This window comes from Salinisphaera shabanensis E1L3A, from assembly GCF_000215955.2.
GTDB classification, from domain to species: domain Bacteria; phylum Pseudomonadota; class Gammaproteobacteria; order Nevskiales; family Salinisphaeraceae; genus Salinisphaera; species Salinisphaera shabanensis.
Genome location: NZ_AFNV02000011.1, coordinates 84,826 through 110,142, shown reverse-complemented (window position 1 = coordinate 110,142; position 25,317 = coordinate 84,826). Strand labels below are relative to the sequence as shown.

Sequence of the window (25,317 nt, the reverse complement as noted above, 5' to 3'; positions counted from 1 at the left end):
TCGCAACAGCGCTAGCGTTTCGCCGCTTAACAACGGTAGGCTGAAAATACGATCGAAAAGGAGGTCGGCATATGCCCCGACAATTGCTGGTGGCGTTCTGCTTCGCCAGATATGGTGCAAAGCGAGAGAATAGTCCGACTATGGACTCGTGAGATAACGATGGCCTACCAATCCAATGACGAGTCTTACAAACAACACGGCAAACCGCTCAGACCCCGAGCACGCATCATACGCGCTCTTGGTGAGGATCTGATCAGCAGCGAGCAGGTTGCGATTCTTGAACTAGTCAAAAATGCCTACGACGCAGACGCCAGCTGCGTCGCAGTTCGTTTCAAGGGCGAACTCGAAAAGAATACTAGTTGCATCGAGATAGAGGATGACGGCGTTGGCATGAACCTGGGTACCGTTCGTTCCGCCTGGATGGAACCAGGTACTGCGACTAAAAAGAAAAACACGCGCAGCTCATTTCTCAATCGACGCGTTCTAGGGGAAAAAGGCGTCGGGCGTTTCGCGTCCGCGCGGCTTGCTTCGGAACTCGAACTCATTACGCGCCCCGTTGACTCTCCCAATGAAACCTACGCTTACTTTGATTGGACTCAGTTCGACAACGATTCGCTCTTTCTCGACGAGGTAATACTACTAGCCGAGGAACGGGAGCCGGCATTCTTCACAGCCTCGAGTGCCCCAGCCCCAGCTAATAGCGATCAGCATCAGCTGCCACGCGACGGCTCCCACGGTACGCTGCTGCGAATGTCGCCCTTGAAGCGATCATGGCGACCGAAAGATCTCGAGCAACTCGGACACGCTCTTAGTCGACTTGTTTCCCCGGCAGGACAAAGCGAAGATTTCCGAATCTTCCTGGAGACTTCGGGAAAGGGAGAGCCCGTCAAACAGGAAGTATCGCCGCCGGAGGCGCTAAAGTATCCACACTACTCAGCTGAAGCAACCATAGACGCTGATGGCGCTTTTACGCTACATATACAAGTTTTTGGAACAGGCGGAGAGCGGACAAAAAACGGTTGGTACAGACAGGTTCCTGACGCGGATATGGCGATCCGCGATATTCCTATGCGGCAGGACCTTGCCGGCACATGCAAACCTGCTTGCGGGCCGCTGGCAATCGAAATCAAGGCCTGGGACCTAGACGATCTCGAAGGCACGAAGCAGAAACTCGGTGTCGGAATTCGATCGATTCGAGCTGACGTAAAGTCTGTATCAGGCATAAGCATTTATCGGGACGGATTCCGGGTGCTTCCCTACGGCGAGCAGGATAACGATTGGCTAAGGCTAGACATGCGCCGGGTCAACACCCCATCCAAAAAGTTTTCGAACAATCAGATCGTAGGTGTGGTTCGAATCGGCGCAGACGAAAACCCTGATCTGTACGATCAAAGCAACCGGGAAGGACTGACCGATAATAAAGCCTTCGAGGACCTCTCTTCGATCATGCTGGCGATCCTTTCCGAGCTAGAGCGCGTCCGCAATGAGGCAAAGAAAAAACCCAAGGATCCACGGAACGACACTACTCGTGACGCTCTCCTTGCGCCGCCTGAAATGGGCGACCTGCGGAGCGAACTCAAACAAGATGGCGCGTCTAAAAAAACCATCGAGCTTGTGGATCAAAAGGCGCGTGAGTGGAAACAACAGGTGGATCGTATTGGTAAGGTCCTCGCTCAGTATCACTCTCTCGCCACGCTAGGGCAGCTTGTCGACAAGATCGTCCACGAAGCCAGACAGCCGTTATCCACGATAAACGCGCAAGGAACCTTGATCAGCGAACGCATAACCAAATTCAAACGCAAGGAAGCCGAGCTTTCTGAAGAGTGCATCAAAGCCATTGATGATTCCAGCAAAAAGGTCGATCGAATCCTGGATGCTGGCAAGCTGATGCATGAAGTTATTTCCAGGGTCGAACCTCTGGGCGGGCGTAAGCGAGGGCGGCCAAGCAAGCTCTACATCGATCAGATCATCCAGGAAGCGTTTTCACACTTCCGGTCAGAATTGACACAGCTAGGTGTCGAAGTCGAACTACCGACTGAAAGCTTTCTGGTTACCGTGGATCGATCGGAACTTCAGGAAGTATTTATCAACCTTCTGAGTAACAGCCTTTACTGGCTCCGCCAAGTGCCACGAGAAAGGCGTTCCATCCTAGTGGCCTGCAGTCGTCCGGGTGAGGGCGTTCTCCAAATTCTCTTCTCCGATAGCGGGCCGGGTATTGCGTCCGACGATCGCGAAGCCGTCTTTCAGCCTTACTTTAGCACCAGAGAAGATGGTGTCGGTCTCGGGCTCGTAATCGTCGGGGAAATCATCAAGGACTTCTACGACGGTGCTTTTGAAATCATGGACGAAGGGCCATTGCCAGGCGCGACGTTTCGGATAACGCTGCGAAAAAGGGTATAGAAAATGTTGGATAAGCCGTGGCGCGCGTTGTGCGTAGACGACGAGAAAGAAAAGGCCGAAGAGGCTGCCGAATTACTCGAAGCCTGGGACGATGATAATCCTTATGGTCGGATTGACGCGACTTGGGAAACTGATTTCAGACATGCATTGACGCGCCTTACCCAAGAGCGCTTTGATCTCGTGGTCCTGGATCTACACGGCAGCGAAGATCCGCGACCCGAGTCCGACCCTGGACTCGAGAGCCAGAGTGGCGAAAGGCTCCTCCAGCAACTACAGGACTTGCATTTTGTCCCGGTCATCTTCTATTCCGGTTTTACTGCAAAACTCACACACGTCCAAGCTCCGATCGTTAAGGTTGTGACTAAAGGAAACGGGGCTACAGAGCTGAGGCAGGCGGCACGTGAAATCCACGAGACGGGTATACCTCGCCTGCTTAGACATGTCGAAGAATATCAGCGGGCTTACCTATGGGATACGATTTATAAGCAGTGGGCCGATGTCCGTGAGGATTTACGTTCGGATCACCCGTACGAGCTCGCTTATTTGCTATCACGTCGCATCTCCTCTGGCCTTTCAAAGATAGCAATCAAGGATTATTCAGGGGATCCACAGGCAACCGTCGTACCGATTGAGTATTATATTTACCCATTAGACGAGCCGAGCGTTGTCAGCACCGGTAATATTTATAGTTCGGGACAAAACGAGATATGGCTTGTAGTAACGCCTGCCTGTGATTTGGCTAGAAAAAAAGCCGATCGCGTTCTCGCTATTCGTTGCTATCCAGTCGATGAGTTCAAACAGAATAAAAGGGCAGCGTTTATTGCGGGCAATAAAGGGCCAAGGTATAAGTTTCTCCCGGGGACTTTCTTCATCCAAGATTTAATAGTCGATTTTCAAGCAATTAAACAGTTTGAATACGAAGAATTTCCCCTCATGGAGCCAATTTGTCAGCTCGATCAACCATTTCGGGAGTCAATTTGCCTCGCGTTCGGCAATTACTACACCCGACTCGGTACGCCGGATCTCGACGATGCTTCAAAACAACTTATTGCCAAAAGGACTGGAACAGAAAAAACAAAGAAGTCCTAGTTTGACCGTTCCGCACTTTCGGTTTTTCAAGTGAATGCGCCAAAGCCAACAAAGCAGTTATCCGCCGCTTTCCAGAATAAAGCTAAAAGAGTAGGTTTACATTCTATAATCGCGCAAGGTTTGAATCGCCTATGTGAGCGGCGGGGAAGCGGTCATCGGCTTAGGCCGCCTCCCGCGCAACTCGATTGTCAATATCGCGAAGACATTCGACTATTCTCTGCATAACCGGAGAGCAGATTCCGTTACCGCAAAGTTTTACTTTATCCCGCCTGGACCCGACATCGAGCAGATGCCTATCCGCGCCCATAGCACGCAATAACTCGGGCGGCTGAAGCATTCTCAATCGGGGTTCATTGCCGTCCCAGGTTACTAAACCGAATCGATCCACCGTCGTGATCGTGCGGAGAGGCTGATCGAGCGACTGCCACCCTCCAGCTCGATCAGACGTGTAATAGACAATCAAAAACGGTACTCCGCGGCCCAGCTCCGCAATCGCTCGCTCGGCTCGCTCTACCGTAGCTTCAGCGCGGCGTTTGCTATAAAGCGGCGTAGTACGCCATGTCCCATCAGAATCAACGATATCTCTAGCGGTGCGACGCGGCGCGTGCACGGGATAAAGAGCGTCGACTGTTGGAGGCGAAGACTCGCGTCCGCATATCATAAATAAGCGCTTTCTCGCCTGTGGCGCACCGAAATCAGCGGCATTCAGGAGACACTCGCTAACCTCGTAACCGCGCCGAGCCACTTGGTCGCATAGTGAAGCGTAACGGTCCCAGGCGCGAAGTCGAGCCACATTCTCGATTACAATCCAACGTGGCCTAAAATGGTCGACCCAAGGCATAAATGAGATAGCAGTCTCAAGACTAGTTTCATCCGCCGGCCTATTCCCGCGGGCTAATGAGTGGGACGTACACTCCGGAGAGGTAAGAAGGAGATCCGCTCCAAGCGCCGGATCGAATCGCCTTGGCTCCACGTCGTCAACGCTAGAGGTGATGACGTGGGCTTCAGGGAAATTGCATTGATAAGTGGCAGTCGCGGCCTGCCATATGTCGACGGCGAGTCTTGCGACACCACCACCGGCAACAGCGCCTCTGGCGCCAAAACCAGCGCCGCAGTATAGATCGATAAAGTCCATTCGTGTCCCGAGCCGACTGTACAATCGCCAGGTTATCAACTCGCGCGGATTCGTGCACATGGTCGTAACGCTGAAACTCAGCGTACGGGTGGTAGCCGTATTACAGACGGCTTAGGATCAGGTATCGCATTAGGTCAAAACTGCGAGTTCGAGCAGACTAAACAGACCGCACTATATCGATATCCTTCTTCAGCATCTCGTTCGCCAAAGCGCGTAACGGGACGCCACGGGCGAACGCTCGCTCAGCGGGAAAGGCCGCAACGTCACGATCAAGATACAGCACTACGTTGTGCGCCGACCCTGGCAAATAAAACTTGCCGCGCTCGGCGCGACTCCATTATTTCGGGATATCCGGCGTATCGATATCGTCGTCCGACGTGGGGACCTGCTCGTTAAGTTCTTGGTCGCCGGAAGATCCGCCTTTTGGTATTGCTTTCGCTCATGGCATGTTGGAATTCGCGCTGAGATGATACGACTAACATCGTCATCTTGCGCCGCGACCAAATAGCCAGCTTACGCCCGACGCGCTGCGTCAATTGCCAAATACGTGAGAAAACCCGCGCCGCCAGCTATCAGCAATCCGACCAAAATATCCATGGCTTACAAGTCCTCGAGCTGGTTAATCTTCTCTTCGATCTTAGCGTGGAGTACACGGCAACCGCCAGCAATCGAGAACAAACCAACGACAGCGCCCATCAGCAACGGCCACGTGGAATCGTCCCAATTGCTAACGAGCCAGCCGCCAATGCTGATACCGGTGACAACGAGAATGCCCAACCAAAGCTTGAGGTAGGCGATCTGTTCTTTCAGTCGATCGGTAGCAGACACGGCGGCAACTTGACTATTGGCTTAGCTCTTAATCCCAGCTCAACGCCCCACCCGACTGATACTCAATCACCCGAGTTTCAAAGAAGTTCTTCTCCTTCTTGAGGTCCATCATCTCGCTCATCCACGGGAACGGATTTTCCGCGCCGGGGTAGAGTTCGGCCAGGCCGATCTGGGAGCAGCGGCGGTTGGCGATGAACTTCATGTATTCGTCGAACATGCTGGCGTTCAGGCCGAGCACGCCGCGGGGCATGGTGTCGTGGGCGTATTCGATTTCCAGGTGCATGGCTTCGTCGATCATGCGACGGGCTTCGTCCTGGAATTCCTGCGTCCAGAGGTTCGGGTTTTCGATCTTGATCTGGTTGATCACGTCGATGCCGAAGTTCAGGTGCATGGACTCGTCGCGCATGATGTATTGCATCTGCTCGGCGGTGCCGGTCATCTTGTTGCGGCGGCCGAAGCTCAGGTACTGCACGAAGCCGGCATAGAACCAGATGCCTTCGAAGATCACGTAGAAGGCGATCAGGTCACGCAGGAAGATCTGGTCGTTTTCGTGGGTGCCGGTCTGGAAGTTGGGGTCGTTCAGGCTCTGGGTGTACTGCATGGCCCAGGCGGCCTTGTTGTGCACGCTGGGCAGCTCGCGGTACATGTTGAAGATCTCGCCCTCGTCGAGGTTGAGGCTTTCCACGATGTACTGGAAGGTATGTCCGTGCACGGCTTCCTCGAAGGCCTGGCGCAGCAGGTACTGGCGGCATTCGGGGTTGGTGAGGTGCTTGTACACACCCAGCACGATGTTATTGGCGACCAGCGATTCGCTGGAGGCAAAGAAGCCGAAGCCGCGCTTGAGGATAAGGCGCTCGTCTTCGGTGAGGGCGTCCGGGTCCTGCCACATGGCGATGTCGGCGGACATGCTCACTTCCTGCGGCATCCAGTGGTTGGCGCAGGCGTTGAGGTACTTTTCCCAGGCCCAGGTGTATTTGAAGGGCACGAGCTGGTTGACGTCGGCGCGGCAGTTGATGATGCGCTTTTCGTCGACCGAGACACGGCCGGCGCCGAGTTCGACCTGTTCCAGACCGGTGACCGCTTCTTCCGCGCCGGACTGGTTGGTTTTTTCGGGCTGCTTGTCGAGCGCGTACGGATCGGGCGCGTTGCCGGCCGGGTTCGGGTTGGCCGTGCTGCCCGGCTTGTGCTCGGGCGTGCCTTGGCGGGGTGTGTCTTCGAAGTCGAGCATGGTGTCGTTCCTTTTGCCTTGCTTCGTTAAAAAGCGGTGTTCTGTTGCGTTGTAACGCGCGTTATTTGGATGTTCTTTCCGCCGCCTGCACGATCTCGATGTCTTTCTTGAGCATTTGATTGGCTAGCTCGCGCGGTTCAATACCCTGATCGCGCGAACGTTTCGCCAAAAACTCCATGACATCACTGTCGAGATACAACGGAATATGGTGCGAGGCGTTGGGCCGATAGAATTTGCCGCGTTCGCCGTTCGAAAAATCGTATTCGTCTTTCATAGGTCGCCACCTTCGTAGTCGCGTTGTTCCCGTCTGCTGGCGCGCCGAGCCGAGATCATGCGTACGTCGATCTCGTTTTCGCTCCACTCGGCCCAGGTATGAACCACGACCAGCAAGCCTGTTTCCGGTACAACGCCGAGTGTAATCCAACGCTCTTCGGTTTCGCTGTGCGCCGGATCGGCAATTGTCAGAGCCAGCGGGTCACGAAAAACGCCTACGGCGACATCGAAACTCACGCCGTGTTTTCGTCGATTGGCAAGCGCTTTGGCGGCATCCCATTGGTAACGAAAACACGGCGTGGTCATGGCTAACGCCTACTGGCAGGCCTCGCAGTCCGGATCGTCGATGGCACAGGCCATGGGTGCGGTCGGCTTGCCTTCCGGCGCCGGCGCACTGGCCGAGGCCGTGGGCCGTGCCTTGGGCGCTTCGCTGGCACTCGCGCCGTTGGACGCCGCGTTGACCGCCTGACCGCCGCCGTTGGCCGAGCCACCTGCGCCGGTACCGCCGCCGGAGCCCTTGCCGCCGTTGCCGACCGCGTTCAGACGATGATCGGTGATCGTCGACTTCTCGGTATGCGTGGCACTGGTGGAACGCAGGTAGTAGGTGGTCTTCAGGCCTTTCTTCCAGGCGAACTTGTAGAGTTCGTCCAACTTGCGGCCCGAGGGTTCGGCCATGTACAGGTTCAGGCTCTGGGCCTGATCCAGCCATTTCTGGCGGCGCGAACCGGCTTCCACCAACCAGCGCGGGTCGATCTCGAAGGCGCATTTGTAGAGCACTTTCAGATCGTCCGGAATACGGTCGATGCCCTGCACACTGCCGTCGTAGTACTTGAGATCGTTGGCCATCACCTCGTCCCACAGGCCAAGCGCCTTGAGGTCTTCCACGAGGTAGGGGTTGATGACGGTGAACTCGCCCGACAGGTTCGATTTGACGTACAGGTTCTGGTACGTCGGCTCGATGGACTGGCTCACGCCGGTGATGTTGGCGATGGTCGCCGTCGGGGCGATGGCCATGCAGTTGGAGTTACGCATGCCCACGCGGGTGACGCGCTCACGCAGGGTTTCCCAATCCAGCGTCTGGCCTTCGTCCTGGTCCAGATATTCGGCGCCGCGGTTTTCGCGCAGGATCTTGATCGAGTCGATCGGCAGGATGCCCTGATCCCACAGGCTGCCCTTGAAGGTGCTGTAGGCGCCGCGCTCTTCGGCCAGATTGGTCGAGGCCTTGATGGCGAGGTAGCTGATCTGCTCCATCGAACGATCGGCAAAGTCCACCGCGTCGCTCGATTCGTAGGGCAGTTTCAGCTTGTAGAGCGCGTCCTGGAAGCCCATCAGGCCCATGCCCACCGGGCGATGACGCAGGTTGGAGTCCCGTGCGGTCTTCACGCTGTAGTAGTTGTACTCGATGACGTTATCGAGCATGCGCATGGCGGTGTTGATGGTGGCTTCGAGCTTGGCCACGTTCAATTCGCCGTTCTCAATGTGCTGCGGCAGGTTCACCGAGCCCAGGTTGCAGACCGCGATTTCCTTGCCCGGCGACGTGTTGAGCGTGATCTCGGTGCACAGGTTGGACGAATGCACCACGCCCTTGTGCTGCTGCGGGCTGCGCAGGTTGCACGGGTCCTTGAAGGTGAACCACGGGTGGCCCGTTTCAAACAGCAGCGACAGCATCTTGCGCCACAGGTTGACCGCCGACAGCGTCTTGTAGTTCTTGATCTCGCCGCGGGCGGCCTTGGCTTCGTAGCCCACATAGGCTTCTTCGAAGGCGTTGCCGGTGAGATCGTGCAGGTCCGGCACGTCGTTGGGCGAGAACAGCGTCCACGGCTCGTCGTTGAGCACACGCTTGACGAACAGATCGGGGATCCAGTTCGCGGTGTTCATGTCGTGGCAGCGACGACGGTCGTCGCCGGTGTTCTTGCGCAGGTCGAGGAATTCCTCGATGTCCTTGTGCCAGGTTTCCAGATAGGCACAGACCGCGCCCTTGCGCTTGCCGCCCTGGTTCACGGCCACGGCCGTGTCGTTGACCACTTTCAGGAATGGGACCACGCCCTGCGACTTGCCGTTGGTGCCCTTGATATGGGCGCCCATGGCACGCACCGGCGTCCAGTCGTTGCCCAGACCGCCGGCAAACTTGGACAGCATGGCGTTGTCCTGCACTGCGCCGTAGATGCCGTGCAGGTCGTCCGAGACGCTGGTCAGGTAGCAGCTCGACAACTGCGGGCGCAGCGTGCCGGAGTTGAACAGCGTCGGCGTGGACGACATGAAGTCGAAGCTCGAGAGCAGCTTGTAGAACTCGATGGCTTTTTCTTCGCGCTCGATCTCGTTGATCGCGAGGCCCATCGCCACGCGCATATAGAACGCCTGCGGCAGTTCGAAGCGCTTGGATTCGTGATGGATGAAGTAGCGGTCGTAAAGCGTCTGCAGGCCCAGATAGGTGAACGACAGATCGCGATCGGCAATCAGGGCCTGGCCCAGACGGTCGAGATCGTATTCGCCCAGCTGCGGGTCGATGAGCTCATGTTCTACGCCGGCGGCGATGAAGTCCTTGAAGTAGGCCGGATAGCGCTCGCGCATTTCGGCGTGGGTGGCGTATTCCACCGCGCCGTCGGCGAGGAAGGTCAGGCCTTCGTGACGGATCTTGTCCATCAACAGGCGAGCGGCGACCGTGCCGTAGTTCGGCTCGGCTTCCAGACGCTGACGGGCCGACAGCACGAGTGCCGTGGACAGCTCGTCTTCCGCGATACCGTCAAAGGCGTTCTTGAGCGTGTCCTTGAGGACCTGCTCGGCAGAGACACCGTCGACGCCGGCACAGGCTTCGTCGATCACGCGACCCAGGCGATCGCGATCCAGCGGGCGGGTGGTGCCGTCCGTGAAGGCGACGTTGATATCGGCAGCACGGGCCGGCTCGCCGGCTTCGGCGCCCTTCTCGGCCAGCTTGGCGGCGCGCTCGTGGGCCCGCTCTTCGCGATACAGCACGTAGGAGCGCGCGACCTTGTGTTCGCCGCTGCGCATGAGCGCGAGCTCGACGTAGTCCTGAATATCCTCGATATGTACCGCGCCGCCGCCCGGCAGGCTGCGGGTCACGCCCTGCACCACCTGTTCGGTGATCTGCTTGACGGTTTCACGGATACGCGAAGACGCCGCGCCCTGCTGGCCTTCGACATCGATGAAGGCCTTGGTCACGGCCAGCTCGATCTTGGAGGCATCGAACGGGGTGACCTTGCCATTGCGGCGGATGACCTTGTAGCTGCCCGGCGCCGTCGCCTCAATGCTGGCGCCGTACGAATCGGCCGATGCCGGCTGTTCGCTGCGCGCATTCGCGCGATCGGAAACCTGTGTTTGCTCCATGGCTATGCCTCTTGAAATACACCGCGCCGGGAGAACGACGCCGCGCTAAAACGAAACCGGTAGACGCCGTGCCGCGCTGGGGACAACGTCTTGTCGGCGAACTCTACCCCACTAGATACTGTGGTCAAGCACCCCTTTTCGCCACCAACAGAACTATATGTTGTGGTGCTACGGTGAACAAGGCGTGGACAACACTGTGGATAAACTGGGGTGAAACCGGCGCAATCGCGTGTCCCGCAAGGCCTCGCGGGGATGATCATCGGCTGGCCAGCCGACGACATACTTGGGTCGTAGCCTCGCGCACCGGCGTGGGCGCCCAGCGCATGCAAAATTTCCACAGATCTCGTGGACGATCTGTAAAAGACTTGGCGTACAAGCGTTTTTACCGATACCGGAAGGCGAAACGATTCATGAAAATAATGACGATAAAAATTTTTAGCGGCTCCGCGATTTTCGATAGCTTCGACCCGAGCAAACAGCCATCGCGCGGTGGCAGTGCCAGCGTTCACAGGGGACAATAGCGCCATGGATATCATCGTCATTCGCCACGGTATTGCGCTCGACGCCGACAAGGCCCACGGCCTGGGTCTGTCGGACGAAGAACGCCCCCTCACCCCCGAAGGCACGCGCCGTACGCGCGCTGCGGCGGCGGGCCTGCGCGCCACGCTCAACGAGCTGGCGGTGGACGATATCGTCACCAGCCCGCTACTGCGCGCCGTGCAGACCGCCGAGATTCTGGCCGGTTATCTGGACGACCCCACCATCGAGGAAGCCGATGTGCTCGCTCCGCCGGTGGATATGGCCGCACTCGACGAATACCTGCACACGCACTTCGGCGATCGCCGCCTGGTACTGGTCGGCCACGAGCCGGATCTGGCCACCTGGGTGTCCTGGAGCCTGACCCGCCGGCGCGATCGTTTGATGGCCTTCAAGAAAGCCGGCGCGGCCCTGCTTGAGTTCCCCGGCCCGCCGGACGGCGGCACCAGCACATTGCGCTGGCTGCTGACCGCCCGCCAGCTGCGCAAGCTCGGCTAAGGCGTTCGCTCGCGCTGACATGTACGACTGGCTGATCGTCGGCGGCGGCCTGCACGGCAGCTTCGTCGCACAATCGATTGCCGCGGCCGCGCCGCGCGCACGGCTCGCAGTAATCGACGACCGCCCCGCGCTCGCCGCCTGGCGGCGCCGTGCCGACGCCTGCGGCATGACCTATCTGCGCTCGTCGAACGCACACCATCTGGGCCAGCGCGCCGATTCGCTACGCGTGTTCGCGGGCGAACACGGTTTCGACGGCGCCAACGAACTGGGCTATTACCGGCGCCCCTCGCGTGCCTTGTTCGAAGCCCACGCAGCCCAAGCACTGGCCGAGCCACCACGTATTGCCGCACGCGCCGAGCGCATCGAACGCCTGAGCCGCGGCTGGCGCGTGCATACGACAGACGGTGCCCGGCACGACACGGCACGCCTGGTGCTCGCACTCGGGCCCAACGCGCCGTATCGCCCGGCGTGGGCCATACGCTGCGAACATGTTTACGACCGCGATTTCGATATCAACACATCCACCGACATGCACGTCGCGGTCGTCGGCGGCGGCATCACCGGCGCCCAGCTCGCGCTGCGTCTACGCGGACTCGGCCACGCGGTCTGCTGGGTCACACGCGAGGCACCGCGGCGTGCCGATTTCGATAGCGACCCCTGCTATGCCGGCCCGCGCTGCTTGACCCCGTTTGCCAACACGCCAGTCGAACAGCGCACCGCCCTGCTCGCCGAAGCCCGCCAGCCCGGCACCCTGCCACCGGATGTTTTCGCGCGGATCACCGCCGCCCTGGCTGCCGGCGATATCGCATGGCGGCGTGGCAGCGTTGCAGTCCGTGACGATCACGGATTGCTTTTCGACGACGGCCGGCGACTCGATGCCGACCGCGTGATTCTGGCCACGGGTTTCGAGCCATGGCCGGCCGAGAACAGCCTGCTCGATCGTTGTATCCGTAATTTCGATCTACGCTGCGATCGCGACGGGCATGTCTTCATGAACGACGACCTGGAAGCCGCGCCCGGCCTGCATCTGCTCGGGCGACCGGCCAGTCTTCAGCTCGGGCCGATGGCCGGCAATATCAAGGGCGCACGACTGGCGGGTGCGCGGCTGTCGCGCGTTGCACAGGGCAACGCGCGGCACGTCGCCTAGCCAGGTAAACGCATTCCGGCTCGCTTCGGTTTGCCGCCTGGATCGACATACCGCGCTGAAATACCCCCCCCCGTTCACGCGTTCGCGAGATGCCTCGAGCGCGTGCTAGCCGGTCGGTTTGCGGCAGAACAAATGCGTAAGCAACACGATCTCGTGCGCTGCGAACAAGACGGTCAGGACTCGGTGGAACGCCAGACGCTCACGGACTACGCCATCAGCGGCGGCGCTTCCTTGATGTAGTCGCGACGCTTGTTGGTGGCTTCGCCGGTGAGCGCGAAGCCGATGAGCCGGCCGTCTTCGCTCATGCAGCGGGCTTCGAAATCGGGCATATCGCCTTCGATTTCCCATTGGCCGCCGCTTTCGACCGGCGGCAATACCACAACCGGGCAGACGTGGGTTTTCACGATGATGGGCAGGGTCGGGTATTTGACCTGACCGGCCGTGTCGCCGTCGGCGCCGGCCAGCGTTTTGCCCAGCGTGCGCGCGCACTGCATGAGCGGGCCCACATAGGGCCGCCACTGGCCATCGACTTCGGCACAGTCGCCGAGCGCGTAGATGTTCGGATCGCTCGTGACCAGCGTACGGTCGACGACAATACCCTTGTCGATTTCCAGCCCGGCCTTTTCGGCCAGGTCGATGCCGGCGCGCAGGCCGACTGCCGACAGTACCGCGTCGGCCCGAATGCTTTCGTCATTGTCGAGCAGGATCTGGAGCTCTTTGTTGGCGTGATGCACGCCGGTCGCGGCATGGCCGAGATGCCAGTGCACGCCGGCCCGTGCCAAACCGTGTTGAACGGCCTGGCCGCAAGCCTTGGGCAACAGTTGCGACAGCGGCCAGTCGGCCGGGTCGGCTACCGATACCTCGTAGCCTGCCTTGACGAGATCATTGGCGAACTCGCAGCCAATCAGACCGGCGCCCAGGATCGCCACATGCTTGGCTTCGCCCAGATTCGCGCGAAAGGCGCGATAGTCGGAAAGGTTGTTGACCTTATGAATCGACTCGGTGGCGTCACCGGCCAGCTTGAGCACGATCGGGTCGGCGCCGAAGGCGAGCACGAGCTTGTGGTAGGTGAACGTGTCGCCGTTGAGCACGACCTGGCGATTCTCGCGGTCGATGGATTCGACCTGACGATGGGTATGAATCGTCGCATCGAGCTCTTCGGCCATCGCATCGACGTCTTTCTTGATCAGATCGTCAGGCTCGGCCTCCTTGGCATGCGCCTCCGACAGATCGGGCTTGTAATAGTTGGCGCCGTCGTCGCGGGTGATCAGAACCAGCGGGCGCTCCTTGTCGTGCTTGCGAAATTCGCGGGCGGTACCGTAACCGGCCAGCCCGGTGCCGACGATAATGATCGGATCCATGCGTGCTCTCGAGTGAGATCAGAAAACAGGCCGGCAAGCGGCCCGTGCGTGACGACGTGCGGCTGCTTTCAACCGACTTCTATCAGTCGACTTCCATCATTTCGAAATCGTCCTTGGGCGCGCCGCAGTCGGGGCAGGTCCAATCGTCGGGGATCGCTTCCCACTTGGTACCCGGCTCGATACCTTCGTCCGGCATGCCTTCGGCTTCGTCGTACTCGAAACCACAGACGATGCATTGCCATTTCTTCATCTAACGTCCTTTGAACTATTGCGCTGTAGCAAATTCGGGCGCCGTAGTAACGGCGCCCGCTCGGTAGAATTCAAGGCTACCAAAACCACCGTACGACGGCGATTTCTTGATTACGCAGCGACCGCGCTATGCAGACGCATCGGCCGGCGCATGCGGCGGCGGATATTTCGCCAACAGGCGCTCGCGTTTTTCCGGCTGCAGGTTGGCCCGGCGCAGGTCGCCGTCGTAGTGCGCGACAACGCGCTTGTCCATCACCCGATACCAAAGCGGCGGAAAATAGGCCAGAACGATCATGCCCGCATAGCCGGTCGGCAACTGCGGTGCCTCGTCGAAATGGCGCAACGACTGATAACGACGCGTCGGGTGCGCATGGTGATCGGAATGACGTTGCAGATGGAAGAGCATGATATTGGTCACGATGTGATCGTTGTTCCAGGAATGCTCTGGCTGGCAGCGCTCGTAACGACCGCTTTCGAGCTTTTTGCGCAGCAGGCCGTAGTGTTCAGCGTAATTGACCGCTTCCAGAAGCGACGCACCGATGATGGCCTGGAGCACCAGAAACGGCAGCAGTTCGATCCCGAAGGCGAACATCAGCGCGCCCCAGAGCACGATCGTCATACCCCAGGACTGCAGCACTTCGTTGTGCACACTCCAAAAGCTGCGGTTCTTGCGCGCCATGCGCCGCTTCTCGATATCGAGTGCCGAACGCGCACTGCCGCCGGCGGTGCGTACGAGAAAGCGCCAGAACGGCTCGCCCATACGCGCGCTCGCCGGGTCGTGCGGCGTCGCGACGTTCTTGTGGTGGCCGCGATTGTGTTCGGTATAGAAATGGCCGTAGGCCACCGGCGCCAGCGCGATCTTGGCCAGCCAGCTTTCGACCGCGGTGTTCTTGTGGCCCAGCTCGTGGGCGGTATTGATCGATACACCCGAGAGCATGCCAATGGTGCTGACAAAGCCCAGCCACTGCCAGAACGTCAAATCCTGCGTACCGACGATCGCGCAGACGGCCACGAAAAGAATGAGCTGAACGACCACATAGATATAGGTCGAGTAGCGATAGAACGGGTCGTCCTCGAGGATATCGAGCACCCGCTCGGGCGGATTGGTGCTGTCCTTGCCGATTAAAAGATCGAGCACCGGCACCACGCCATAGACGACGATCGGCCCGGCGAAGATCAACCAGGTCTGACCCGTAATCCAGCCGGTGAGCGCCAGTGCGGCCACGATCATGATGATCCCGAAGCCCATCGGCCAGAGCCAGCGCTTGCGGTCGTGGGCCCGCGCTTCGGCCATTGTCATTGTATTCATGCGATCTCCTCGCGTTAGCGGCATTGACACGACCGAGTCGGCTACTTTGCGCCCGACCGATCGGTTTATTACATTGCACGATGTAACTCTATGAATTAATCGACCGGTTAGTCAATAGCCTGTGCTAACGTCGGGTTCTCTATCGATAGACGAAGACACGGCATGGCACGACCGGTCGACACGGATCCACGGCAAACGCGCAAGCGCATCTGCGAGGCAGCATTTCGCGCCTTCGGCCGCTTCGGGTATGACGGCGTCTCGATGACCCGTCTGGCCAAGGAATCGGGGGTAACGAAAGCGGCGCTGTACTGGCATTTCGACAGCAAGCAGACGCTGTATGCCGATGCCATGCGCCGTCTGATCGGCATTTTCGAAGCCCATGTGTTCGATGCCGTGGCGGACGAAACCGACCCGGTCGAACAGATTTTTGCAATGTTCGCCGGCCTCGAGCACCTGGTCGAGGACCCGCGCCTGGCCGACGGTATCGCCGGCTACTGGCTCAAGCCGAGCACGGCCGAAGTCGAATCGGCGATTGCCGTGCAGCAGGCCTTCGAAGCCCAGGCCTCGGAGGCGATCGAACAGGTACTCGATGAAGCCCGCGCGGCCAACGCGCTGGGCGTGGAAGGCTCGACGCGCGATATGGCGCGCGCGTTCATTTCATTGATCGAGGCGATCGTGCTGCCGCTGGGCCATCGCAGCACCCGCGATCACCGACGTGTGGTGCGCGTACTCGCGCATATCTTCTTTCAGGCGCATGCGCGGGCACCGGCACTGGCCAAGCGCGCGGCAGAACGGCTGGACATGGCGGAAGAATCTTGAATATCGCCGCCGGCCGCTGCGACAAGAAACTGACATAACATCAAGACAACGCGAGCAACGCTCGATGCCGCCGGCGTCGAGACAGGAGGATAACCATGAGTACCGCCGTAGAGAATATCGCCGCCGCGCCCGAAGAGGCCGACCATAATCGAACCGAGCGGCTGTTTGCGGCCCAGCAGAGCAAGGCACTGTCGCTGCGTACATCCACGGCCGCCGAGCGCATCGAAAAGCTCAAACGCCTGCGGCAGGCCATGTTCGATCGCACCGAACAGATCTACAAAGCCTGTCATGCAGACTTTGCCAAGCCGGCCCCGGAAGTGGATATCACCGAAATCCTGCCGGTGGTGATGGAAGCCAACCACGCCATTCGTCATCTCAAAGGCTGGATGAAGCCCGAGCGCAAGCGCCCCACGCTGCTGATGTTCGGCACCTCGGCCGAGGTGCGCAACGAGCCCAAGGGCGTCTGCCTGATCATCTCGCCCTGGAACTACCCGATCAACCTGAGTTTCGGCCCCCTTGTCTCGGCGCTCGCGGCCGGTAATACGGTCATTCTCAAACCGTCGGAGCTGACGCCGCACTGCGCACAGCTCATGGACGAGATCGTCAGAGATATCTTCGACGAGGATGAAGTCGCGGTCGTTCAGGGCGCGGTGGAAACCTCCCAGCACCTGCTGGGGCTGCCCTTCAACCATATCTTTTTCACCGGTTCGCCGGCAGTCGGCAAGATCGTGATGCGCGCCGCGGCGGAGAATCTCACCTCGGTCACGCTCGAACTGGGCGGCAAGTCGCCGGTGATCGTCGACAAGACCGCCGATATCGCCAACGCGGCCAAAAACCTGGCCTGGGGCAAGTTCGCCAACAACGGCCAGACCTGTATCGCGCCGGACTATATGTATGTCCATACCGATATTGTCGACAGCTTCATCGAGGCGATGCGCAAGGCGATGACCAAGCTCTATGGCGATCAGTCCCGCATGGAGTCGAACCCGGACTACTGCCGCATCGTCAACGACAAGCACTACGGGCGCGTCAAAGGGCTGATCGACGACGCCACCCAGCGCGGCGCGCGGGTGCCGATGGGCGGCGTACCGGCCAATGACGACAACTATATCGCCCCCACACTACTCACCGACGTGGACCGCGACTCGCGCGTGCTCGAAGAGGAAATCTTCGGCCCCGTGCTGCCGATCGTGCCGTTCACCGATACCGACCGCATCATCGGTGAAATCAACGCCAAGCCGAAACCGTTGGCGCTATATGTATTCGCGCGCGACAACGACTTCATCGAGAAAGTGCTCACCCACACCAGCGCGGGCGGTTCCTGCGTAAATCACTCGATGGTGCAGTTCCTGCACGCGAACCTGCCCTTCGGCGGCGTCAACAACTCCGGGCTCGGCAACTCACACGGTCACTACGGCTTCAAGGCCTTCAGCCACGAACGCGCCGTGGTGCGCGAGCGCTTCTCGCTCAGCTTTCTGTTCCTACCGCCCTACAAGGGCTTCACCCGCTGGTTCATCAAGTTCGCCACGCGCTGGCTCAGCTGAGAAACCGGTCCGCGAATACCGGTAAGTATCCGCAGATTTCGCAGATCGCACCGCTTTACGAGATGGCGGTCTGCGCAATCAGCGAATCGTGCTTTCTTTGCGTATCGACCTAGCACCGCAGAATATCGAGCTTGAGTTAAGCTGACGCCCGTCATTCAATCCGACCGTTAGACGATTATGTCCGCAGCCCAACGCTTTCTTTCCGCACTCGAAACCGAACACCCGCTTCAGATCGTGGGTGCGATCAATGCCTATTCGGCGATGCTGGCCGAACACAGCGGCTTCAAGGCGATCTATCTGTCCGGCGGCGGCGTGGCGAACTGGTCCTATGGCCTGCCGGATCTGGGCATGACCACGATGAACGACGTGCTCGAAGACGTGCGCCGTATCACCTATGCCACCGATGTGCCGCTGCTGGTGGATATCGATACCGGCTGGGGCAGCGCATTCAATATCGGACGCACGGTCAAGCTGTTCGAAGGCGCGGGCGCGGCCTGTGTGCATATCGAAGACCAGGTGGCCGCCAAACGCTGTGGGCATCGCCCAGGCAAGGCGATCGTCTCCAAGGAGGAAATGGCCGAGCGCGTGACCGCGGCAGCCGATGCCCGCGACGAGATGCTGATCATGGCGCGCACCGATGCGCTGGCCGTCGAAGGCCTGGACTCGGCCGTCGAACGGGCCGCGGCCTGTATCGAAGCCGGCGCCGATTTCATCTTCGCCGAAGCGATGACCGACCTGTCGATGTACAAGCGTTTCACCGACCTCGGCGTGCCGGTACTCGCCAACATCACCGAATTCGGCCAAACCGAGCTCTATACCACCACCGAGCTGGGCGACCAGGGCGTGGCCATGGTGCTCTATCCGTTGTCTGCCTCGCGCGCCATGGCGAACGCGGCGCTGGACGTCTATGCCGCGATCCGCGGCGATAGCACCCAGAAGAACGTGGTCGATCGCATGCAGACGCGCAACGAACTCTACGAACACTTGGGCTATCACGAATACGAAGACAAGCTCGACGCCCTGTTCGGCGAAAACAAAGACCAGTAACCACACCTGACCGAAAACCCCGCCCAAGCCAACGAGACCCCGCCTATGAGACCGATCGTCGTTATTACTATTATCGTCGCAATCTTTCTGGGTCTGTTGATCTTCTGGCTTGCTGGCGGGCCTGGGGTGCTGACGCCGGACGCCGCCCAGACCGACAGCCAGCGCGACTCGGCCACACTGGCCGAGCGCGGGTCAGGCGATGCGGCAACCCGCGATGCGACAGCCGGCAGCGAGCAAGCCGCCAGCGCAGACGAGGGGAACGCGCAGATGCAGGCTTCAATCGAAGAACGCGGGTTCTGCGAACGCGACTTCGATCAGGTCGCAGAGCGCGAGGCCGATGTGCCTGACCTGCGCGAAGCCGGCGGGCTGGTGTATATCTTCGAACGCGAAGCCCGGCTCGACGATCCTTACGGCTGTGCCGATTTCTATCTCGCCCACGGTCTGGATATCGATGCCGAGGACCCGCGTGCGGGCAGCGATCAGCTCACCGGCCTGTTCTTCGCCATCCAGCGCAACGACCCCAAAATGCTGCGCTTCATGATCGACCACGGCGCCGACCTGCAGCACCGTGCCGGCAAGAACGATACACGCGCGATGGGCTATGCCTACTTCCTGGCCATCAAGGATCAGCGTATCGATCGCAATCGCATCATCGGCATGCTCGATAGCGAACTCACCCGCCAGGCCAGCGCCAACGACGAATCGCAGTCGAAGACCGCATCCACGCGCACGGCGGACGCTGCCTAAGCGCTTCCTGCGTACGCGTCATCGTTCGAGCGCGCACTCAGACACCCCGCGCATAAGACAATTTAGCGCGCAACGGGCCATTCAGAGGCGGTATACGCCGTGCCTGCAACGCGGCCGTTCGGATAGCGCCGCCGTTATTCTCCGGATTATCGTTTGCTTTCAAGCATCACCGACGCGCGTTGGCGTTCGCGCGATGCGCCGAGTCGCGGCTTGCTTGCACGCACCCTCGCCTTGCCGTAAAGATCGATTTTCAGATTGGCGACCGCCAGCGAGCCCACCGGCGCGGCTGGCTAACTGGCGCGATTAGAACAAAAGAGCGTCTAGCGCTCATACAAGCGAGGGAGACATCATGGGTGCGAACGGATTGAAGCACGCGCTATCGATTGTGCTGTGCTGCAGCGTATTGATACTGGCCGGCTGCAAAGACGACGGCAACGTCGTTTTGGCTAGCGCCGACAGCACCGGCGCCAACAGCGGCGACAGTGAAACACCGAACAACGACGGTAGTGGAGAAGATAACGGCGACGACACCAGCGCCCCAACGGTACCGGTCGCCGAAAGCCGCGCCGGGCGCGTCTACGACGAGACGCTGACCATCGCTACCAACGACGGCGGCACCGACGATATCGTGCTGACCGTGATGGAGCCGGCCGAGCTAGTGGCCGGCGAGAGCTATCCGCTGATACTGCACGGCCATGGATATGGCGGCAGCCGCAGCAAGACACCGGATGCATTCCAGCAACGCCTGCGTGACGCGGGCTACTACCTGATCTCGATCGATCAGCGGGGGTTCGGCGAAACCTCGAACACCGTGCGCGTGATGTCGCCCGATTTCGAGGGTCAGGATCTGGTCGGCGTGCTCGACTGGGCCGAGAACCTCGAAGGCCTGGCCCGACGCGCGAACGGCAAGATGAAGGTCGGCAGCTATGGTGGCTCTTACGGCGGCATGTACCAATGGCTACTCGCCGGCGCCGATCCCGAGGAACGCCTGCGCGTGATCGCACCCGATATCGCGCCCTACGACCTCACCTACGCGCTCGATCCGAACGAAGTGATCAAGAGCGGCTGGGTGCTGGCGCTGGTCGCCGCAGGCGAAGTGCCGATACTCGGTCTGGCGACCACGGGCGACCCGAGCGTCATCGTGGACCACGTGCTCGAACAGGTGCAGCGCGCCGAGGGCCTGCGCGAAGACCCGGTCATCTACGAAGCCGCCGTGCGCGGCGCGCTCACCAATCGTATTCCCGACGCGGCACTGAACCTGTTCCGCTATCACAGCCTGCGCTTTTTCTGCGAGAACGAGCCCGCGGGTTCGCAGGACGGATTCACCATCGGCGTGCCGGACCCACTTGAGGTCGCACCCGGCGGCTTGCACAAGATCGACGCCCTGATCACCCAAGGTTTTCGCGACACGTTGTTCAACTTCAACGATGCCGCCAACAGCTACGACTGCCTAAAAGCGCTTGGCGGCGATGTGCGACTGCTCACCCATCAGACCGGCCATATTCTGCCCGCGAGCCTGGGCACGGCCGGCCTCGAAGACCCGCTCGACCCGTTCTATGCCGCACTCACCCTGCCCGCATTCCAGGATGCCGGTGGCAGCCAGACCTGTGGCAGCCTCGATCTCTACGACGTGACCTTCGCCTGGTTCCAGGAAAAACTGCAGGCCGACAAGGGCGCGCTCGACGCCGCACTCGGCATCGGCGACAAACTCTGCCTGAGCCTTGCCGAAGGCGATGCGATTGCCACCGACACCATTCCCCGGGGCGGCGAATCGTTCGATATCGCAATGGACACGCCGGCCCTGTCCGGCACGCTCGGCATACTCGGCAGTGTGCTCGGCAGCGCCACGCGCGAGCCGTTGCTACAGACCCAGTCGTTCTATACCGCGCCGGTCGGTGGCGGCGTGGTCGCCGGCATTCCGCATATCGCGATCACGGTCGATCAGATCATCGACCCGGTCGGCGATTTGCTCGGCGGCATCCTGGGTCAGGAGCAACCCGGTGACTGTGCCATCGATGCACTCGCGCTCGGCTGTGATCCAATCTATTTCCTTGCGCTGGGCAAACGCGCGGCGGGCACGGCGCGCTGGGATCTCATCGACGATCAGCTCACGCCGCTGCGCGGTTTCGGCAGTCACGATCTGGATATGACGGGCATTGCCGAGCGCCTGTCGGAAGGCGACGAACTGGGCCTGCTGATATACGGGTTTCACCCGCAATATCCGGTGAGCTTCTCGCGCGATCTGCTGGTACCGGCCAGCACGATCAACGGCAGCGTCCAGATCCCGATTCTCGACCCGCAGGACTACGAAACGGGCGTCTAGAATTTCAGGTCGGCCCCGCCGCACGGCGGGGCCGGCCCATCACCGGCACGCGGGTCGCCTACGCGCCGGTAAGCAATTGCTGTGCTTCGCGATACTTGGCCGCGGTATTGTCGATCACCTGTTGCGGCAGGCGCGGGCCAGGCGCGGTCTTGTCCCAGTCCAGCGTTTCCAGATAATCGCGCACGTACTGCTTGTCGAAGCTCGGCGGGCTCATACCCGTGTCGTACTCGGAAACGGGCCAGAAACGCGACGAATCCGGCGTAAGGACTTCGTCGATGAGCACCAGTTGGCCGGCGGCATCCACGCCGAATTCAAACTTGGTATCGGCAATGATGATGCCGCGCTCGCGTGCATAGGCAGCCGCGTCCTTGTAGATCGACAAGGTGGCATCGCGCACCTCGGCGGCACGCTCGGCGCCGATCAGATCCACGACCGCATCGAAATCGATGGCCTCGTCGTGTTCACCGGCTTCGGCTTTCGTCGACGGCGTGAATATCGGTTCGGGCAACTGCTGTGCCTGTTTCAGCCCCGCCGGCAGTTCGATACCCGACACCGTGCCGGTGGCCTGATAGTCCTTCCAGCCGGAACCGATGATATAACCGCGTGCGACCGCTTCCACCGGCAACGCATCGAGACGCTTGACCAGCATCGCCCGCGACGCGACCTGTTCTATCTCTTCACCGGTGAGCACATCGGTCAGCGGTATGTCAGCTCGATGATCGGCGATCTGACCAGCAAACCGATCGAACCAGAAATTGGAGACGGCCGTGAGCACCGCGCCCTTGCCCGGAATCGGATCGGGCAGGATCACGTCGAACGCCGACAGGCGATCGGTGGCCACAATCAGCAAATGGTCATCACCCACCGCATAGACATCGCGCACCTTGCCGCGCATGAGCAGCGGCACGCTGTGCAGATCGGATTCAAATAATGTGTCGGGCATGGCACAGGCGCAGCGGCGGCGTTGAATGGATGACCGGCGCAATTCTATCAGCGCGCGCCCGGTGCGCTGTTATCAACCCACCCAGTAGCGCCCGCCTGTGGCGATGACGACAACCAACAGGCCGATGGCGAGATTGATGGCCGCAAAGAATCGCAGCTGGTTCATCGCCCGGAGGGCATCGGCCAGGGCACCCGCCGACAGCGCCACGCGCACGCGCCGCCAGGGCGAGAAGAACATATGCCCGAACAACAGAAACATCACCCAGCCCAGCGCCTGCATGAGATGGATATACAGCGGCACACCGGCCATGCCGCCGAGCATGAAAATCATGGTGTTACCGGTGACCAGCAGCACGATGATCGCAATCCATACCCAGAGGAAGAAGCGCCCCATCGCGGTGAATAGCAGCGGCAGCCGTTCGGCCAGCGGCACGGACGAAGCGGCCGGGCGCAAAATACCAACCAGAAAGAATAGCCCGCCCACCCAGATAACGGCGGCAAGCGCATGCAACGCGATAAGAACGCTCATTCAAGCTCGACTGACATAGACAATCCGCAAAGCGTAAACTAGCGCCGCTGTCCGATCCACGGTTTTGAATCATGTCCCGATCCAAATACGCGCCGCTCATCGCGCCCTCGATTCTCGCTGCCGACCTCGCCGCACTGGGCGACGAATGCGAAGCGGTCATCGACGCTGGCGCCGACTGGATTCATTTCGATGTGATGGATAACCACTACGTGCCGAACCTGACCTTCGGCCCGCCGGTCGGCGCGGCGCTGGCCAAGCGCCTCAAGGCCCGGCATCCGAACGTGCCGATCGACGTACATCTAATGGTCAAACCGGTGGATGCCATGATCAGCGCGTTTGCGGAAGCCGGCGCGACGTCGATCACCTTTCATCCGGAAGCCAGCGAACATGTCGACCGCAGCCTGCAACTGGCACGCGACGCCGGCTGCAAGACCGGGCTCGTATTCAATCCCGCCACGCCGCTGGAATGGCTGAAATACGTGCTCGACAAGGTCGATATCGTGCTGATCATGTCGGTGAACCCCGGCTTCGGCGGCCAGAAATTCATTGAAGAAGCCATTGGCAAGATCGCCGAGGCCCGCGAGATCATTGATGCCTCGGGCCGCGATATCCGGCTGGAGGTCGACGGCGGCATCAAGACCGACAACATCAAGCGTGTGGCCGATGCCGGCGCCGATACGTTCGTCGCCGGCTCGGCGATCTTCGGCCAACCCGACTATGCGAAAGTCATTGCCGACATGCGTGCCGAACTCGCCTGAGCGAGCGAAGGAGAACGACAACCGGCGGGCCGGTGAACAAACGCTTTGGCGTGGGTCTCCACGTCAGAAGCGGTAGCCGACACCCACGCTGTAAATCATGGCGTTGATCTCGAGTTCGATGTCGGCGTCGCCGACTGCGATGTCTTCGCCGTAACCCAGCAGACCGAGCGTATTGGCCAGGGCCTGATTGTTGAGCCGGACGTTCACATCCGACAGACTGCCTTTCACGGTCGCGCCACCGATATAGCGCGCGTCCGCAAAGCCGTAAAAACCACCCTGCGGCGAGCCGATATCCACGCCGGCCTGCAGAATATAGCCCGGCGTTGACGATACATCGAAACCGGGATCGCTCACCTCGGTGAGCACATCGTTGCTGATCTCGGCATCGTAGTTGTAAAGATAGATGCCGCCGCCGCCCAGATAGGGCCGTACGAATGCATCCGGAAAGGGGTGGTAGGTCAGCGTCATCATGATCGGCAGACTCTTCACAGTGCCCAGTTCGCGACCGAGCGGCGGGATGCCGGTATCCAGCAGCCCAGTAGCCGAATTAACCGCGGAACCCAGATCGCTGAGGGTCTGACCGAGCGCCTGTTCAAGCACGCTATCGCCGGTGACCAGATTACCCAGATCCGCCGTGGGCGCGAGCGACTGATCCCGTAACGTGCCCGGCTGCGCGATGAAATCGATATCGATCGGCTTGCCGATGATGGTTTCGAAGGACAGATGACGACCGGTCCCCGGGATGTTGTAGCCGACCCCGATCGTCGCGATCGACTGATTGGCTATTGTTGCGGTGGCGCCGGCAATACGGCCTTTGCCCACCGCCAGCGAGGCCGGAAACTCGACGCCGGACAAATCCAGCTCCGAACTTTCGAGCTGACTGAAATCAAGATACGACACGCCGGGCTTTATATAGAGCTTGTCCTTAACGAAACGGTCGTAGAAACCACGGTGCGACGTATCGACATCATCGCGCGCCCCGGGTACAGCCGCCGCTTCTTCGTCATTCGCGCGGGCAGCACGACACGGCAGCGTACCGGCAGCGAGAACAAAACACAGGGCAATAGCCCAGGCGGTCGGGCGATACTGGACAACAGGCATAGGCATCTCCTCCTTTTGGTATGAGCACACGGCTCCACGCCTCGCTGCCTGTATCCCCCACGACGACATGCCATCGCGCGACCGACGCACAACTTACTGATTGCGCGC

22 protein-coding genes are annotated in these 25,317 nt (G+C 60.1%); 10 read left to right on the top strand and 12 right to left on the bottom strand.

The features are described 5' to 3' along the window. Positions 1-159 precede the first annotated feature (159 nt). Both SSPSH_RS08725 and SSPSH_RS08720 read left to right on the top strand, forming a co-directional pair. A complete protein-coding gene (locus tag SSPSH_RS08725) occupies positions 160-2,400 on the top strand; it encodes a sensor histidine kinase (protein ID WP_006914855.1) in 2,241 nt (746 codons plus the stop codon). Positions 2,401-2,403: 3 nt separating this feature from the next. Beyond that, entirely contained in the window at positions 2,404-3,489 is a 1,086-nt protein-coding gene (locus tag SSPSH_RS08720; protein WP_006914854.1) for a DNA-binding transcriptional response regulator, read from the top strand. Positions 3,490-3,649: 160 nt separating this feature from the next. Here SSPSH_RS08720 and SSPSH_RS19880 read toward each other — a convergent pair whose 3' ends face one another. From SSPSH_RS19880 to SSPSH_RS08690, 6 genes are all read right to left on the bottom strand, one after another. Continuing rightward, complete coding sequence (locus SSPSH_RS19880; RefSeq protein WP_006914853.1) at positions 3,650-4,624, bottom strand: DNA cytosine methyltransferase; 975 nt, start codon at positions 4,622-4,624, stop codon at positions 3,650-3,652. Positions 4,625-5,224: 600 nt separating this feature from the next. Beyond that, positions 5,225-5,452, bottom strand: a complete 228-nt coding sequence (locus SSPSH_RS08710; protein WP_006914852.1) for a hypothetical protein — start codon at positions 5,450-5,452, stop codon at positions 5,225-5,227. A 28-nt stretch (positions 5,453-5,480) separates the two neighbouring features. Next, positions 5,481-6,680, bottom strand: a complete 1,200-nt coding sequence (locus tag SSPSH_RS08705) for a ribonucleotide-diphosphate reductase subunit beta (protein ID WP_006914851.1) — start codon at positions 6,678-6,680, stop codon at positions 5,481-5,483. A gap of 61 nt (positions 6,681-6,741) precedes the next feature. Continuing rightward, on the bottom strand, positions 6,742-6,954 hold the full coding sequence (locus SSPSH_RS08700; RefSeq protein WP_006914850.1) for a hypothetical protein: 213 nt from the start codon (positions 6,952-6,954) through the stop codon (positions 6,742-6,744). Continuing rightward, positions 6,951-7,259 carry a BrnT family toxin gene (locus SSPSH_RS08695; RefSeq protein WP_006914849.1) on the bottom strand — a complete coding sequence of 103 codons (309 nt, stop codon included), beginning with the start codon at positions 7,257-7,259 and terminating at the stop codon, positions 6,951-6,953. The genes SSPSH_RS08700 and SSPSH_RS08695 overlap by 4 nt, the downstream gene beginning before the upstream one ends. Positions 7,260-7,268: 9 nt before the next feature. Next, positions 7,269-10,298 carry a ribonucleoside-diphosphate reductase subunit alpha gene (locus SSPSH_RS08690; RefSeq protein ID WP_006914848.1) on the bottom strand — a complete coding sequence of 1,010 codons (3,030 nt, stop codon included), beginning with the start codon at positions 10,296-10,298 and terminating at the stop codon, positions 7,269-7,271. Between the two features lie 525 nt (positions 10,299-10,823). Between SSPSH_RS08690 and sixA the strand changes: the two genes are divergently transcribed. Both sixA and SSPSH_RS08680 read left to right on the top strand, forming a co-directional pair. Further along, positions 10,824-11,333 carry a phosphohistidine phosphatase SixA gene (sixA, locus tag SSPSH_RS08685; RefSeq protein ID WP_006914847.1) on the top strand — a complete coding sequence of 170 codons (510 nt, stop codon included), beginning with the start codon at positions 10,824-10,826 and terminating at the stop codon, positions 11,331-11,333. A 19-nt stretch (positions 11,334-11,352) separates the two neighbouring features. Beyond that, the gene (locus SSPSH_RS08680) at positions 11,353-12,480 is read left to right on the top strand and encodes an FAD/NAD(P)-binding protein (protein ID WP_006914846.1); all 1,128 of its coding nucleotides are present in this window, start codon (positions 11,353-11,355) and stop codon (positions 12,478-12,480) included. A 206-nt stretch (positions 12,481-12,686) separates the two neighbouring features. Here SSPSH_RS08680 and SSPSH_RS08675 read toward each other — a convergent pair whose 3' ends face one another. The 3 genes from SSPSH_RS08675 to SSPSH_RS08665 all read right to left on the bottom strand — a co-directional run bounded on the left by SSPSH_RS08675 (position 12,687) and on the right by SSPSH_RS08665 (position 15,399). Continuing rightward, a complete protein-coding gene (locus SSPSH_RS08675) occupies positions 12,687-13,841 on the bottom strand; it encodes an NAD(P)/FAD-dependent oxidoreductase (RefSeq protein ID WP_006914845.1) in 1,155 nt (384 codons plus the stop codon). Positions 13,842-13,923: 82 nt separating this feature from the next. Next, positions 13,924-14,091: a rubredoxin gene (locus tag SSPSH_RS08670; RefSeq protein WP_006914844.1), complete on the bottom strand. Its 168-nt coding sequence runs from the start codon at positions 14,089-14,091 to the stop codon at positions 13,924-13,926. Positions 14,092-14,217: 126 nt separating this feature from the next. Beyond that, the gene (locus tag SSPSH_RS08665) at positions 14,218-15,399 is read right to left on the bottom strand and encodes an alkane 1-monooxygenase (RefSeq protein WP_006914843.1); all 1,182 of its coding nucleotides are present in this window, start codon (positions 15,397-15,399) and stop codon (positions 14,218-14,220) included. 162 nt (positions 15,400-15,561) lie between these two features. Here SSPSH_RS08665 and SSPSH_RS08660 point away from each other — a divergent pair, with 162 nt between their 5' ends. From SSPSH_RS08660 to SSPSH_RS08640, 5 genes are all read left to right on the top strand, one after another. Next, positions 15,562-16,218, top strand: coding sequence for a TetR/AcrR family transcriptional regulator (locus SSPSH_RS08660; protein ID WP_006914842.1), 657 nt, complete (start codon positions 15,562-15,564; stop codon positions 16,216-16,218). 95 nt (positions 16,219-16,313) lie between these two features. Beyond that, a complete protein-coding gene (locus SSPSH_RS08655; RefSeq protein WP_006914841.1) occupies positions 16,314-17,762 on the top strand; it encodes an aldehyde dehydrogenase family protein in 1,449 nt (482 codons plus the stop codon). A 177-nt stretch (positions 17,763-17,939) separates the two neighbouring features. After that, positions 17,940-18,809, top strand: a complete 870-nt coding sequence (gene prpB / locus SSPSH_RS08650; RefSeq protein ID WP_006914840.1) for a methylisocitrate lyase — start codon at positions 17,940-17,942, stop codon at positions 18,807-18,809. Positions 18,810-18,854: 45 nt separating this feature from the next. Next, positions 18,855-19,556 (top strand): ankyrin repeat domain-containing protein, encoded by a 702-nt coding sequence (locus tag SSPSH_RS08645; protein WP_006914839.1) that lies wholly within the window; start codon positions 18,855-18,857, stop codon positions 19,554-19,556. A 349-nt stretch (positions 19,557-19,905) separates the two neighbouring features. Further along, positions 19,906-21,879: an alpha/beta hydrolase gene (locus tag SSPSH_RS08640; protein ID WP_006914837.1), complete on the top strand. Its 1,974-nt coding sequence runs from the start codon at positions 19,906-19,908 to the stop codon at positions 21,877-21,879. 58 nt (positions 21,880-21,937) lie between these two features. Here SSPSH_RS08640 and SSPSH_RS08635 read toward each other — a convergent pair whose 3' ends face one another. Together SSPSH_RS08635 and SSPSH_RS08630 are read right to left on the bottom strand one after the other, a co-directional pair. Next, entirely contained in the window at positions 21,938-22,822 is an 885-nt protein-coding gene (locus SSPSH_RS08635; protein ID WP_006914836.1) for a phosphoribosylaminoimidazolesuccinocarboxamide synthase, read from the bottom strand. Positions 22,823-22,894: 72 nt separating this feature from the next. Then, positions 22,895-23,350 carry a CopD family protein gene (locus SSPSH_RS08630; protein WP_006914835.1) on the bottom strand — a complete coding sequence of 152 codons (456 nt, stop codon included), beginning with the start codon at positions 23,348-23,350 and terminating at the stop codon, positions 22,895-22,897. Positions 23,351-23,421: 71 nt separating this feature from the next. Here SSPSH_RS08630 and rpe point away from each other — a divergent pair, with 71 nt between their 5' ends. Further along, positions 23,422-24,108 (top strand): ribulose-phosphate 3-epimerase, encoded by a 687-nt coding sequence (rpe, locus tag SSPSH_RS08625; RefSeq protein WP_006914834.1) that lies wholly within the window; start codon positions 23,422-23,424, stop codon positions 24,106-24,108. Positions 24,109-24,171: 63 nt separating this feature from the next. On the opposite strand, the gene SSPSH_RS08620 is transcribed toward rpe, so the two are convergent. Next, a complete protein-coding gene (locus tag SSPSH_RS08620) occupies positions 24,172-25,209 on the bottom strand; it encodes an OmpW family outer membrane protein (protein WP_006914833.1) in 1,038 nt (345 codons plus the stop codon). Positions 25,210-25,317: the final 108 nt, after the last annotated feature.